The organism is Streptomyces sp. NPDC059906 (genome assembly GCF_042730645.1).
Taxonomy (GTDB): Bacteria; Actinomycetota; Actinomycetes; order Streptomycetales; family Streptomycetaceae; genus Streptomyces; species Streptomyces rubrogriseus.
In genome coordinates, this window is sequence record NZ_JBHWKU010000030.1 from 82,861 (window position 1) to 96,906 (window position 14,046).

5 protein-coding genes, 1 tRNA gene and 1 rRNA gene are annotated in these 14,046 nt (G+C 70.4%); 1 reads left to right on the forward strand and 6 read right to left on the reverse strand.

Annotation, left to right across the window (positions count from 1 at the left end; genetic code table 11):
* Nucleotides 1–228 precede the first annotated feature (228 nt).
* The 3 genes from ACFV9J_RS32670 to ACFV9J_RS32680 form a co-directional block, all read right to left on the reverse strand.
* Entirely contained in the window at nucleotides 229–2,982 is a 2,754-nt protein-coding gene (locus ACFV9J_RS32670; RefSeq protein WP_385360297.1) for a DNA translocase FtsK, read from the reverse strand.
* Nucleotides 2,983–3,185: 203 nt separating this feature from the next.
* Complete coding sequence (locus ACFV9J_RS32675) at nucleotides 3,186–3,860, reverse strand: two-component system response regulator (protein ID WP_003973275.1); 675 nt, start codon at nucleotides 3,858–3,860, stop codon at nucleotides 3,186–3,188.
* A 462-nt stretch (nucleotides 3,861–4,322) separates the two neighbouring features.
* A complete protein-coding gene (locus ACFV9J_RS32680) occupies nucleotides 4,323–9,812 on the reverse strand; it encodes a HAMP domain-containing protein (protein ID WP_385360299.1) in 5,490 nt (1,829 codons plus the stop codon).
* A gap of 410 nt (nucleotides 9,813–10,222) precedes the next feature.
* Between ACFV9J_RS32680 and ACFV9J_RS32685 the strand changes: the two genes are divergently transcribed.
* Nucleotides 10,223–12,973, forward strand: coding sequence for a SpoIIE family protein phosphatase (locus ACFV9J_RS32685; protein ID WP_385360301.1), 2,751 nt, complete (start codon nucleotides 10,223–10,225; stop codon nucleotides 12,971–12,973).
* 46 nt (nucleotides 12,974–13,019) lie between these two features.
* On the opposite strand, the gene ACFV9J_RS32690 is transcribed toward ACFV9J_RS32685, so the two are convergent.
* From ACFV9J_RS32690 to rrf, 3 genes are all read right to left on the reverse strand, one after another.
* Nucleotides 13,020–13,095, reverse strand: a tRNA-Thr gene (locus ACFV9J_RS32690).
* Between the two features lie 82 nt (nucleotides 13,096–13,177).
* Nucleotides 13,178–13,840: a DegT/DnrJ/EryC1/StrS family aminotransferase gene (locus ACFV9J_RS32695; protein ID WP_385360307.1), complete on the reverse strand. Its 663-nt coding sequence runs from the start codon at nucleotides 13,838–13,840 to the stop codon at nucleotides 13,178–13,180.
* A gap of 115 nt (nucleotides 13,841–13,955) precedes the next feature.
* Nucleotides 13,956–14,046 (reverse strand): 5S ribosomal RNA (gene rrf / locus ACFV9J_RS32700); the annotation flags it as partial.

Below are 14,046 nucleotides of genomic sequence, written 5' to 3' on the forward strand. Positions count from 1 at the left end.
CGGCACCCCGATGGTGGACTACCTGTTTGTCACTTCCCTCAACTTGACGTAGGGCCTGGGGAAACGGTTGCTCAATGATCCCTAACGGGTGAGTCACGATCGGCCGCCCGGCCCTCGTGACGCCGCCCGGCCGCCGTAACCCTCCGTCGGCGAAACGCCGGCGAAACGCCGGCGGATCGTCGGCGAAACGCCGGCGGATCGTCGGCGGAACCCTTCGCCTACCCGCCCCTACCCTTCAGACTCCCCCCGGATCACCGCGAGCACGCCGTCCAGCTCATCAGGCTTCACAAGAACGTCACGAGCCTTCGAACCCTCGCTCGGTCCGACGATGCTCCGCGACTCCATCAGGTCCATCAGCCGCCCGGCCTTGGCGAAGCCGACCCGCAGCTTGCGCTGGAGCATCGAGGTGGACCCGAACTGGGTGGAGACGACCAGCTCGGCCGCCTGGCACAGCAGGTCGAGGTCGTCGCCGATGTCCTCGTCGATCTCCTTCTTCTGCTTGGTGCCGACCGTGACGTCCTCGCGGAAGACCGGCGCCATCTGGTCCTTGCAGTGCTGGACGACGGTCGCGACCTCCTCCTCGGTCACGAACGCGCCCTGCATGCGGGTCGGCTTGTTCGCGCCCATCGGCAGGAAGAGGCCGTCGCCCTTGCCGATCAGCTTCTCGGCGCCGGGCTGGTCGAGGATGACCCGGGAGTCGGCGAGCGAGGAGGTGGCGAAGGCGAGCCGGGAGGGCACGTTGGCCTTGATCAGGCCGGTGACGACGTCCACCGAGGGCCGCTGGGTGGCGAGCACCAGGTGGATGCCGGCCGCGCGCGCGAGCTGCGTGATCCTGACGATCGCGTCCTCGACGTCGCGCGGGGCGACCATCATCAGGTCGGCCAGCTCGTCCACGATCACCAGCAGGTACGGGTACGGCTGGAGTTCGCGCTCGCTGCCCTCGGGCGGCTTGGCCTTGCCCTCGCGCACCGCGCGGTTGAAGTCGTCGATGTGCCGGTAGCCGTAGGCGGCGAGGTCGTCGTAGCGCAGGTCCATCTCGCGCACGACCCACTGGAGCGCCTCGGCGGCCCGCTTCGGGTTGGTGATGATCGGCGTGATCAGGTGCGGGATGCCCTCGTACGCGGTCAGCTCGACGCGCTTGGGGTCGACCAGGATCATCCGGACGTCCTCCGGGGTCGCCCGCATCATGATCGAGGTGATCAGGCAGTTGATGCAGGACGACTTGCCGGAGCCGGTGGCACCGGCGACCAGCATGTGCGGCATCTTCGCCAGCGAGTGCATGACGTAGCCGCCCTCGACGTCCTTGCCGAAGGCGACCAGCATCGGGTCGTCGTCCTCGGCGGACTCCGCGAGGCGCAGCACGTCGCCGAGGTTGACCATCTCCCGGTCGGTGTTGGGGATCTCGATGCCGACCGCGGACTTGCCGGGGATGGGGCTGATGATCCGCACGTCGGGGCTGGCGACGGCGTAGGCGATGTTCTTGGTCAGCGCGGTGATCCGCTCGACCTTCACGGCGGGGCCCAGCTCGACCTCGTAGCGCGTCACCGTCGGGCCGCGGGTGAAGCCGGTGACGGCGGCGTCGACCTTGAACTCGGTGAAGACGGTGGTCAGCGAGGCGACTATGGCGTCGTTGGCGGCACTGCGCGCCTTGCCGGGTCCGCCGCGCGTGAGGGAGTCGAGGGACGGCAGGGAGTAGGTGATGTCGCCGGAGAGCTGGAGCTGCTCGGCGCGCGGCGGCAGGTCCCGCTCCTTGGGCAGCGGCGTCTTGGTGAGGTCGGGGACCGCGCCACCCGCCGCGTCCGGTTCGGAGGTCTTGGCGGCGTCCTTCTTGAGCTTCCCCGGCTGCGGCCGCGCGGCCGGCACCGGCGTGGGCGTCCCAGTGGTGGACTCGCGGTCCCCCGTGCTCACGCCCTGGGTGAGGTCGGCGACCAGCGGCGAGGGCGGCATCCCGTGCAGTACGGCGCCGTCGAGCGCGGCGGCGGCAGCGGCGGCGACGTCCACGGCGTCCATCGGACGGTTCAGCTCGGGCTGGGGCACGGCGGACCGCCGGGGCCTGCCGCGGCGCCGGCTGAGTGCCTCCTGCTCGGCCGTGTCGGGGTCGTACGGCTCGGCGGCGGCCGGCTGGGCGCGCTTGCGGGGCCGGGCGGGCAGCGCCTCGCGCCACTGCTCGTCGTAGCGCTCGTCGTCGTCGGTGAACTCGTCCGGCTCCGGGGCGTGGACCACGCCGAGCCGCACCCCGAGCTGCCGCAGCCGCTGCGGGATGGCGTTGACCGGGGTGGCCGTGACGACGAGCAGCCCGAAGACGGTGAGCAGCACGAGCAGCGGCACGGCCAGCACGTCGGTCATCGTGTACGACAGCGGGGTGGCCGCGCCCCAGCCGATGAGGCCGCCGGCGTCCCTTATGGCCTGCATGCCCTCGCTGCGGGCCGGTGAGCCGCAGGCGATGTGCACCTGGCCGAGCACGCCGATGACGAGCGCGGACAGGCCGATCACGATCCGCCCGTTGGCCTCGGGCTTCTCGGGGTGCCGGATCAGGCGTACGGCGATGGCGCCGAGCAGGATCGGCACGAGCAGGTCGAGCCGGCCGAAGGCGCCGGTCACGAGGATCTCGACGAGGTCGCCGACGGGGCCCTTGAGGTCGGCCCAGGTGCCCGCGGCGACGATCAGCGCGACGCCGAGCAGCAGCAGGGCGACGCCGTCCTTGCGGTGGGCCGGGTCGAGGTTCTTGGCGCCCTGCCCTATGCCGCGGAAGACGGCGCCCACTCCGTGCGCGAGGCCCAGCCAGAGCGCGCGCACCAGCCGGTACACGCCGCCGGTGGGGTTCGGAGCCGGTTTGGGCGCGGGCTTCTTCGCCGCGGCCTTCTTGGCGGGCGCCTTTTTCGCGGGCGCCTTCCTCGCGGCGGCCTTCTTGGCCGGACCCTTCGCGGGAGCGGCCGCCTTCTTCGCGGGCTGCTTCTTGGCTGCGGAGGGACGTGAGGCCATGGGTGTGAGGTTACCGGGGGAGACGGCGGTCGACACGTGTGCCTACCGCTTCACCCGTTCGTGTCGCCCCTCCATGGGGACGGAACTGACGCCTCCGGTACAGCCCCTGACAAGTCCTCACAGACCCTCCCAGAGGCCACTTCACGGACGGCCGCGCGGGCCCGCCACGACGAGCCTCGCGGGCAGCGGGGGCACTCCCGGCGTCAGTTGACGGCGGCCTGACCGCCGGACGAGCCCGGCTCCAGGGCGTCCAGCGCCCGCCGCAGCCCGGTGAGCTTGCGCTCCAGGTGGGCGGCCGTCGCCACCGCGGCCGCGTCCGTCGACTCGTCGCCGAGCTGCTTGGACAGCGCCTCCGCCTGCTCCTCCACGGCCGCCAGCCGCGCCGACAGCTCGGCGAGCAGCCCCGCCGGTTCCTTGGCCTCGCCGACGGCGGCCTTGTCGTTGCCCTCCAACTGGAGGCGCAGCAGGGCCGCCTGTTCACGCAGCTGGCAGTTCTTCATGTACAGCTCGACGAAGACCGAGACCTTGGCGCGCAGCACCCAGGGGTCGAACGGCTTGGAGATGTAGTCCACCGCGCCCGCCGCGTACCCGCGGAAGGTGTGGTGCGGGCCGTGGTTGATCGCCGTGAGGAAGATGATCGGGATGTCCCGGGTCCGCTCCCGGCGCTTGATGTGCGCGGCGGTTTCGAATCCGTCCATGCCCGGCATCTGGACGTCCAGCAGAATGACCGCGAAGTCGTCCGTGAGCAGTGCTTTGAGCGCTTCCTCCCCGGACGATGCCCGCACCAGCGTCTGATCGAGCGCCGAGAGGATCGCCTCCAGCGCAAGCAGATTCTCCGGCCGGTCATCGACCAGGAGGATCTTGGCCTTCTGCACCATGGCCCGCCCTCCTCGCCCCGGCGTGGGGCCTCCCCTGTCCACAGGACTTGGCACGGCACCGGCGGGTGCCGCCCCGGGGGACGACTCCCTTGCGCCGCCCGTCCTTGTGCCGGTCATCGTAGCCGCACCCCGCCTGTCGCCACACCCTGTCACCGTGATGTCACTGTGCTCGTAGCAGAAACGCGGCGGGAGACCAGAAGGTTCCCCGAAACCCGTACTTCTACACGGCTTCGGGCACGCTGGGTCAGCGACTTCGCGTGGCCCCCGAAGGTTCCCGCCGTTTACACACACCCCACGTTCGCACACCGCCCGAGCGAGCCGCACGGAAGGTGCCCGTACGTACGGGGCGACCCTGCCCGAACGTACTACGGGCCCGGGGTCCGGACGGGCCGATCATTTCCCGTCCGGCCCCGCGCCACCATCCGACCCCGCCGCCACCGGGCGCCGCGGGCTCGCCCGGGCTCACTCCTCGCGCATCCACTGCTGCATCACCGTCAGCAGGTGGTCGGGGTCGACCGGCTTGGTCACGTAGTCGGAGGCGCCCGACTCGATCGCCTTCTCCCGGTCGCCCTTCATCGCCTTAGCGGTCAGCGCGATGATCGGCAGCCCGGCGAACTGCGGCATCCTGCGAATCGCCGTGGTCGTCGCGTATCCGTCCATCTCGGGCATCATGATGTCCATCAGGACGACCGCCACGTCCTCGTGCTGCTCCAGCACCTCGATGCCCTCGCGCCCGTTCTCGGCGTACAGCACGGACAGTCCGTGCTGCTCCAGGACGCTGGTGAGGGCGAAGACGTTGCGGATGTCGTCGTCCACGATCAGCACCTTCTGCCCGCCGAACCGGATCCCCCGGTGGGCCTGCGGTACCGCCTCCTGCCCGGCGCCCGGCTGCCGCTCCCGCACCTCGGGCCGGTCCTCGGTGTCCGCGGCCGACTTGCGACGGCGCCGGAACAGCGCTGTCGCGCCGTTCTGCGCGTCCCGGTACGGCTTCACCTCGGCCGGCGTCTCGACCCCGGCGCCCGGCAGCTCGGCCACGGCACCCGAGGGCGCCGGCAGCTCACCGGCCTCCACGGACGGCAGCGGCTGCTGGTAGCCGTGCGGGGGCAGCTCGCTCGGGTGCAGCGGCAGGTAGAGCGTGAAGGTCGACCCGCGGCCCGGCTCGCTCTGCGCGTGGATCTCGCCGCCCAGCAGCTGCGCGATCTCCCGCGAGATGGACAGCCCGAGGCCGGTACCGCCGTACTTGCGACTCGTGGTGCCGTCGGCCTGCTTGAACGCCTCGAAGATCACCTGCATCTTGCTGGCCGCGATCCCGATGCCCGTGTCGCTCACGGAGAACGCGATCAGCTCGGCGTCCGGGTCGTTCATCGAACCGGCCTCCAGCAACTGCTCCCGGATCGCCTTCGGAACCTCGTCCCGGGCCGGCCGGATGACCAGCTCGACGGCGCCCGAGTCGGTGAACTTCACCGCGTTGGACAGCAGGTTGCGCAGCACCTGGAGCAGCCGCTGCTCGTCGGTGTGCATGGTGGCGGGCAGCCCGGGCGACACCCGCACCGACAGGTCCAGGCCCTTCTCCGCACTCAGCGGCCGGAAGGTGGCCTCCACGTAGTCCACGAGCTGGACGAGCGCGATGCGCGTCGGGGAGACGTCCATCTTCCCCGCGTCGACCTTCGACAGGTCGAGGATGTCGTTGATGAGCTGGAGCAGGTCGGAGCCGGCGCCGTGGATCGTCTCGGCGAACTCGACCTGCTTCGGGGTCAGGTTCGCGTCGGCGTTGTCCGCGAGCAACTTGGCCAGAATCAGCAGCGAGTTGAGCGGCGTGCGCAGCTCGTGCGACATGTTCGCCAGGAACTCGCTCTTGTAGCGCATCGATACCGCGAGCTGCTCGGCACGCTCCTCCAGGACCTGCCGCGCCTCCTCGATCTCGGTGTTCTTCACCTCGATGTCGCGGTTCTGCTGCGCCAGCAGCTCGGCCTTCTCCTCCAGTTCGGCGTTGGACGACTGGAGCGCCTTCTGCCGCTGCTCCAACTCCTCCGACCGCTCCCGCAGTTGCTCGGTCAGCTCCTGCGACTGGCTCAGCAGCACCTCCGTCTTGGTATTCACGGAGATGGTGTTGACGCTGGTCGCGATCATCTCGGCGATCTGGTTCAGGAAGTCCTTCTGGATGTGCGTGAACGGCGTGAACGACGCCAGCTCGATCACGCCGAGCACCTGCCCCTCGAACAGCACCGGCAGCACGATCACCTGTGCGGGCGGCGCCTCGCCGAGCCCGGAGGAGATCTTCAGGTAGCCGCTCGGCGCGTTCTCCACGAGGATCGTGCGCTTCTCCTGGGCGGCCGTGCCGACCAGCGCCTCGCCCGGCCGGAACGAGGTGGGCATGGACCCCATCGAGTAGCCGTACGACCCCAGCATGCGCAGCTCGTACGCGTCGCCCTCGGCGCCCGCCTGCTCCTGCCCGTCGACCAGGGGCATCGCGAGGAAGAACGCCCCGTGCTGCGCGGAGACCACCGGGGTCAGCTCGCTCATGATCAGCGAGGCCACGTCCTGGAGGTCGCGGCGGCCCTGCATCAGGCCGGAGATCCGGGCCAGATTGCCCTTGAGCCAGTCCTGCTCCTTGTTGGCGATCGTGGTGTCGCGCAGGTTGGCGATCATCTTGTTGATGTAGTCCTGCAGCTCGGAGATCTCGCCCGAGGCGTCCACGTCGATCTTCAGGTTCAGGTCGCCGCGGGTCACCGCGGTCGCCACGCGCGCGATGGCCCGCACCTGCCGGGTGAGGTTCCCGGCCATCTCGTTCACGGACTCCGTCAGGTCGCGCCAGGTGCCGTCGACATCGCGTACGCGTGCCTGGCCGCCGAGCTGCCCTTCCGTGCCCACCTCACGGGCGACGCGGGTGACCTCCTCGGCGAAGGAGGACAGCTGGTCGACCATCGTGTTGATGGTGGTCTTCAGCTCCAGGATCTCGCCGCGCGCGTCGATGTCGATCTTCTTGGTCAGGTCGCCCTTCGCGATCGCCGTGGTGACCATGGCGATGTTGCGCACCTGACCGGTCAGATTCGACGCCATCTGGTTCACCGACTCGGTGAGGTCCTTCCACGTCCCCGACACGCCCGGCACCTGTGCCTGGCCGCCCAGGATGCCGTCGGTGCCCACCTCGCGGGCCACCTTGGTCACCTGGTCGGCGAAGGACCGCAGCGTCCGCACCATGGTGTTGAAGGTGTCGGCGAGCTGCGCGACCTCGCCGCGCGCCTCGATCGTCACCGTCCGCGTCAGGTCGCCGTTGGCGACGGCCGCGGCCACCTGGGAGATGTTCCGCACCTGGACCGTGAGGTTCTTGGCCATCAGGTTGACGTTGTCGTTGAGGTCCTTCCAGATACCCACGACGCCGGGCACGCTCGCCTGACCACCGAGGATGCCCTCCGTACCCACCTCGCGGGCCACCCGCGTGACCTGCTCGGCGAAGGACGACAGCTGGTCCACCATCGTGTTGACGGTGGTGACCAGTTCGAGGATCTCGCCCTTGGCGTCGACGGTGATCTTCTTCGACAGGTCGCCCTTGGCGACCGCGGTCGTCACCTCGGCGATGTTGCGCACCTGCATGGTCAGGTTGTTGGCCATGCCGTTCACGGACTGCGTGAGGTCCTTCCAGGTGCCGGAGACGCCCTGCACCTCCGCCTGGCCGCCGAGGATGCCCTCGGTGCCCACCTCGCGCGCGACGCGCGTGACCTCCTGGGCGAACGACGACAGCTGGTCCACCATCGTGTTCAGCGTGTTCTTCAGCTCCAGGATCTCCCCGCGCGCGTCCACGGTGATCTTCTGGGACAGGTCGCCGCGCGCCACCGCCGTGGCGACCTGCGCGATGTTGCGCACCTGCGCGGTGAGGTTGCCGGCCATGCCGTTCACCGAGTCGGTCAGGTCCCGCCACACACCGGCGACGCCGGGCACCTGCGCCTGACCGCCGAGACGGCCCTCCGTGCCCACCTCGCGGGCCACGCGCGTGACCTGCTCCGCGAACGACGACAGCTGGTCGACCATCGTGTTGATGGTGTTCTTCAGCTCCAGGATCTCGCCGCGCGCGTCGACGTCGATCTTCTGGGACAGGTCGCCGCGTGCCACGGCCGTCGTCACCTGCGCGATGTTGCGCACCTGGGAGGTCAGATTGCCGGCCATGGAGTTGACGGAGTCCGTCAGCTCCTTCCAGGTCCCCGACACGCCGTCGACCCGCGCCTGACCGCCCAGGCGCCCCTCCGTGCCCACGTCCCGGGCCATTCGCGTCACCTGGTCGGCGAAGCTGGAGAGCTGGTCCACCATCGTGTTCACGGTGTTCTTCAGCTGGAGCATCTCGCCGGAGACGTCCACGGTGACCTTCTGCGACAGGTCTCCGTTGGCGACCGCCGTCGTCACCTGGGCGATGTTCCTCACCTGACCGGTGAGGTTGCGGAACGCGGTGTTGACGGAGTCCGTCAGGTCCTTCCACGTCCCCGCCGCCCCCGGCACCTGCGCCTGCCCGCCCAGCTCGCCCTCGACACCGACCTCGCGGGCCACCCGCGTGACCTCGGCACCGAAGGCGGAGAGCTGGTCCACCATCGTGTTGACGGTGTTCTTCAGCTCCAGCATCTCGCCGGCCACGTCCACCGTGACCTTCTGCGACAGGTCACCGCTGGCCACGGCCGTCGTCACGGCGGCGATGTCCCGCACCTGCGTGGTCAGGTTCCGGAAGACGGTGTTGACGGAGTCCGTCAGGTCCTTCCAGATGCCGGCCGCGCCCGGCACGTTCGCCTGCCCGCCGAGCTGACCCTCTCCACCGGTCTCGTTCGCCACGCGCGTGACCTCGTCCGCGAAGATCCGCAGCGTCTCGGTCATCTGGTTGATCGTCTCGGCGAGCTGCGCGACCTCGCCGCGGGCCGGCACCGTCACCTTCTTCGACAGGTCGCCGTTGGCCACCGCCGTCGTCACGTGGGAGATCTCCCGCACCTGGGCCGTCAGGTTCCCGGCCATGGTGTTGACGGAGTCGGTCAGCTCCTTCCACACCCCGGCCACGCCCGGCACCTGCGCCTGCCCGCCCAGGGCGCCCTCGGTGCCCACCTCCCGCGCGACGCGCGTCACCTCGGACGAGAACGCGGAGAGCTGGTCCACCATCGTGTTGACGGTGTTCTTCAGCTCCAGCATCTCGCCGGCCACGTGCACCGTGACCTTCCGGGACAGGTCACCCTTGGCCACGGCTGTCGTGACCAGCGCGATGTCCCGCACCTGGGCGGTGAGCCGGTACGCCATCGTGTTGACGGAGTCCGTCAGGTCCTTCCACGAACCGGACATTCCGCGCACCCGGGCCTGACCGCCCAGCTTGCCCTCGGTGCCGACCTCGCTGGCCACCCGCGTGACCTCGTCCGTGAACGTCGACAGCTGGTCGACCAGGTTGTTCACGGTCCGGCCGACCTTCAGGAACTCACCGCGCAGCGGCTGCCCGGTGCCCTCGTCGTTCTGCGTGCGCAGCTCCATGCGCGGCGACAGATCGCCGTCCGCGACCGCCGACAGCACCCGGCTGACCTCGGAGACAGGCCGTACGAGGTCGTCCACCAGCGCGTTCGAGTGGTCGATCGCGGCCGCCCAGGACCCCTCGCAGGCGCCGGTCTCCAGCCGCTCCGTGAGTTTTCCCTCACGCCCGACCACGCGCCGCACCCGCGCCAGCTCACCCGTGAGGTGCAGATTGCGGTCGGCCACCTCGTTGAAGACCGCCGCGATCTCCGACATCACGCCGTCGCCGGACACCGTGAGCCGCCTGCGGAAGTTCCCCTCGCGCATGGACACCAGCGCCGCGAGCAGCCGGTTGAGGGCGGCGGTGTCCACCGTCGTACTGCCGCTCCGCGCGCCGCCACCCCGCGATTTGCCCTGGTTACTCAGGGACTGTCCGCCTTTCGCGCGCGTCTTCGTGGTCCGCGTCGCTGCGCCAGACTCCACTGTGTCCCTCCCGCAGGGGTCGACCGATACCGCTGTGCCCGGCCGCCCACACTCGGCGGACCGGTTCCTGCCGCTTACTTCCCGTACTGCCGGTACTTCCCGTGCTGCCGGGCGATCGGTCCGGCGCGCGCCGGACCGCTTCCAGGGCTGCTGCCCACCCGACTCGGCGCGCATTCACCTGCCCGGACCTTCACAAGCAGCTTGCCCAGTGTTTCACCCCGGCCGAACCAGGCCATAACAGTTCGGCAGCTTCGCACATCGTCCGCACACCCTCTGGGCGGAAACACTGCAGACCGGCATTCGGATGGACGGCGAAGGTAAGTAACCTTGCATACGGCTGTCCAGCCACACCGGTCCGTCCGGTCTGGGCGGTGGCACGGAGACGAGCGGGCATCGGAGGGGCGGCCGGAATGACCACCGGACTGATCCCGGGGGAGCAGCCCCCGGATCCCGGGCCGACGGGTGGGCTGCCGCAGCAGCGGCACGAGCCGGTCGGCCATGAGGCCGTGCACGGGGAGAGAGGGTCGAGGAGTTCTGTGATCACCGCGCGCGCGGCCGCCAGCTTCGAGCCCGTCGGACGATCCGTGGCGAGCGCCCGGTCCTTCGTCCGCGACACGCTCCAGGGCTGGGGCCATGCGGACATCGTCGACGACGCCGTGGTGCTCACCAGCGAACTGGTGACCAATGCCGTGGTCCACGCCGGCACGACCGCCGACGTCGTGTGCCTGCGCAGCGACGACGGCGTACGGATCGAGGTCGCCGACCACTATCCGGAGCGCGAGGTCCCGCTCCAGGGTTCCCCCGCCAACATGGGCAGCCTCGACCGCGAGGGCGGCCGTGGTCTCCAGCTGTGCGCGGCCCTGTCCGACCGCTGGGGCGTGGAGTACACGCCCACGCTGAAGAACGTCTGGTTCCACCTCCATCTGCCCGAGCGTCCGGTCGGCACCCGCGCCGCCGGGCCCTCCCTCCCGGCCGCCCTGCTGCCGCTGGCCGACGGCCGGGTCCGCGTCGCCGTCGTCCAGATCGACCGCACCGGCGCCGTCACGTCGTGGAACGAGGACGCCGAGGACCTCTTCGGCTACTCCGCCGACCAGGTCACCGGCAAGCCGCTCACCGACCTCGCCGCCTGGCCGCACACCCCCGGCACCAGCACCGGCATCGCCGAGGCGCTCCAGCTCTCCCGCTGGGAGGGCAGCTACGGCATGCGCGGCGCCAACGGCCGGGTGACCCCGGTCTACGCCTCCCATCTGCGCGTCCGCGACGCCGACGGCGAGCCCTCCACGGTCTGCCTCCTCGTGCGCGACCACGAACGCGCGGTGCTGCAGACCCCGTTGCGGGTGCCGGCCTCCGACTCCCCGTCCTCCGAGGGCCCGAGCACGGACCCCTTCGAGGTGTTCATCGGCTCCCCCGCCCCGGACGACCTCGACGGACTCCTCCAGCGCACCGTCGAACGCGCCCGCGACATGCTCGACGCCGACGCCGCCTTCCTGCTCCTGGCGACCGACGACGAAACGGAGTTGGAGGTCCGCGCCTCCACCGGCCTGCCCTCCGCCCGCCAGCGTTTCGCCCGCGTCCCCGTCGAGGCCGGACCCGGCCGCTACGGCTCGGCGCGCATGCCCGCCGTCCACGACGACCTGGAGGCCGTCCCCGGCGCGGTCCCGCTGCTCAACAGCACGGGCATGCGCTCGGTCGTCACCGTCCCGCTCAAGGTCGAGGGCCGCCTCACCGGCTCGCTCGGCGTCGCGGCCGAGGCCTCCGGCCGGTACTCCAACGAGGAGGCGCTGCGCCTCCAGTTCGCGGCCGACCGCATCGCGCTGGCCGTCGAGTCGGCGCGCCTCGGCGAGCTGGAGCGGCTGCGCCGCGGCTCGCTCAGCTTCCTGGTCGAGGCCTCCGACCTGCTCGCCGGCACCCTCGACCGCGACCAGACGCTGGCCCTGATGGCCCAGATGACGGTCCCGACCCTGGCCACCTGGTGCGCGGTCTACACGATCGCCGACCAGGCCTCGGACCCGTACCTCTCCTACGTCCTGCACGAGGACGAGGAGCTCATCGACGGCATCAAGTCCCTGCTGTCGAAGATCGCCCCGCCCGACCCGGTACCCACCCCGGGCGCCCGCGTGTGGACGGCTCCTGCGGAGATGGCCCACCAGGCGGCGCTGCGCACCTCCATGCGCGACCTCGGCCTCAGCGGCGGCCCGACCTCGCAGCTGAGCACCGGCATCGGCCCGACCCTCGCCACCGCCTCCGCCGTCGGCGGCGAGACCGTCGTCCTGCCCCTGGTCGCCCGCAACCGCGTCATCGGCATGCTCACCCTCGGCAAGCCCACCGACGACCACTTCCGCCAGGAGATCCTCGAACTCGCCGAGGACCTGTCCCGCCGCGCCGCCCTGGCCCTGGACAACGCCCGGCTGTACTCGGAGCGCACGGCGATCAGCCAGTCCCTCCAGCGCAGCCTCCTGCCTCCGGAACTCCCCGTCGTGGACGGCGTGGAGGTCGACGTCATCTACCGCGCCGCGGGCGAGGGCAACGAGGTCGGCGGCGACTTCTACGACCTCTTCCCCATCAGCGACGACGCCTACGGCTTCGCCATCGGCGACGTCTGCGGTACGGGCCCCAACGCGGCGGCCGTCACGGGCCTCGCCCGGCACGCCCTGCGCCTGCTGGCCCGCGAGGGCCTCAGCGGCCCGGAGGTCCTGCAGCGCCTCAACTCCGCCATCCTCGACGAGGGCGCCCGCAGCCGCTTCCTCACCCTGCTGTACGGCGAGATGCGCCCGCAGGAGGACGGCGGCGCGGAGTTGAAGGTGGTCTGCGCCGGCCATCCGCTCCCGCTCCGCCTGCGCCAGGACGGCACGGTCGAGCCTGCCGCCGAACCTCAGCCCCTCCTCGGTGTCATCGAGGACCTGGAGCTGTACGAGCAGACGGTCACCCTCGACCCGGGCGACGTCCTGCTCTGTGTCACGGACGGCGTCACCGAACGCCGCGAGGGCACCCGCATGCTGGGCGACGACGGCCTCGCCGACGTCCTCACGACCTGCACGGGTCTGACGGCGGGCGCGGTGGCGGCCCGCATCATGCGCGCGGTGGAGCGTTTCGCCTCCGACGCCCCGTCCGACGACATGGCGATCCTCGCGATGCGCGTCCCGGAGCCCCACGCGGACTGACCAGGGCATGCGAAAGGCCCCGCCCGAGTGGGCGGGGCCTTTGTGTTGGAGCCCCCAAACGGAATCGAACCGTTGACCTTCTCCTTACCATGGAGACGCTCTACCGACTGAGCTATAGGGGCCTGTCGCTTTCGAGGTTTCCCTCGCGGCAACGGAATAGATCATACCCCGAACAAGCCGGTGCTCCCAACCACTGACTTTCACTCAGTACGCAGGCTGCAACAGCCCACCGAGCGCATTGCAGCCGGACACGATCCGCTGCATGTCCCGCTTGGTCAACGCGGCCTCGACAGGCAGCGCGAGCGTCTCGTCGACGGCCCGCTCCGTCTCCGGCAGCGACACACATCGCCGGAATCCGGGCATGCGGTGCACGGGCGTCTTCACCGGCACCCGGCATTCAATGCCCCTCCCCCGCAACGCGCGTGCGAACGCGTCACGGTCCGGCCGCCCGTTCCCCGGCACCCGCACCACGTACTGCTGATAGGTGTGCCCGTCGCCCCCGTCGGGGGTCCGCACGCCCCTCAACTTCCCGTCGAGATAGGCGGCCCGCTGCCTGCGCCGCGCTATCTCGTCGTACGGCGCCTCGGACTCGCCCCGCTCCAGCACGAGCAGCCCGTGCCGCTCCCCGATCCGGTGCAGAGAGCCCATGTCCGCCGGCCGCCCGAACCGGTGTACGACGACCACGGCCGCGGTCCGGGGCGTCAGCGCGGCCTCCACCAGGGAGGCGTCCAGGCAGTACGTATCCGGATCTATGTCGGCGAACACCGGCAACGCGCCCGCCAGGGCCACGGCCTCGGCGACTTCCACGTTCCCGAAGGCAGGTACGACGACCTCGTCACCGACGCCTACGCCGGCGGCCCTGAGCATTGCTGCAGTACCCATACGCCAGATGGTCGGGGCGCAACGTGAACGCGAAGTGACGGAAAACAAAAAAGGGTTGGTCCCGGAACCGAAGTTCCGGGACCAACCCTTTCTAAGAATTGTTCGGCGGCGTCCTACTCTCCCACAGGGTCCCCCCTGCAGTACCATCGGCGCTGTAAGGCTTAGCTTCCGGGTTCGAAATGTAACCGGGC

Bases quoted from the DNA above. Each gene is read 5' to 3' on its own strand.
- ACFV9J_RS32695 (WP_385360307.1), bottom strand. From the start codon at position 13,840: ATGCTCAGGGCCGCCGGCGTAGGCGTCGGTGACGAGGTCGTCGTACCT.
- ACFV9J_RS32670 (WP_385360297.1), bottom strand. From the start codon at position 2,982: ATGGCCTCACGTCCCTCCGCAGCCAAGAAGCAGCCCGCGAAGAAGGCG.
- ACFV9J_RS32675 (WP_003973275.1), bottom strand. From the start codon at position 3,860: ATGGTGCAGAAGGCCAAGATCCTCCTGGTCGATGACCGGCCGGAGAAT.
- ACFV9J_RS32685 (WP_385360301.1), top strand. From the start codon at position 10,223: ATGACCACCGGACTGATCCCGGGGGAGCAGCCCCCGGATCCCGGGCCG.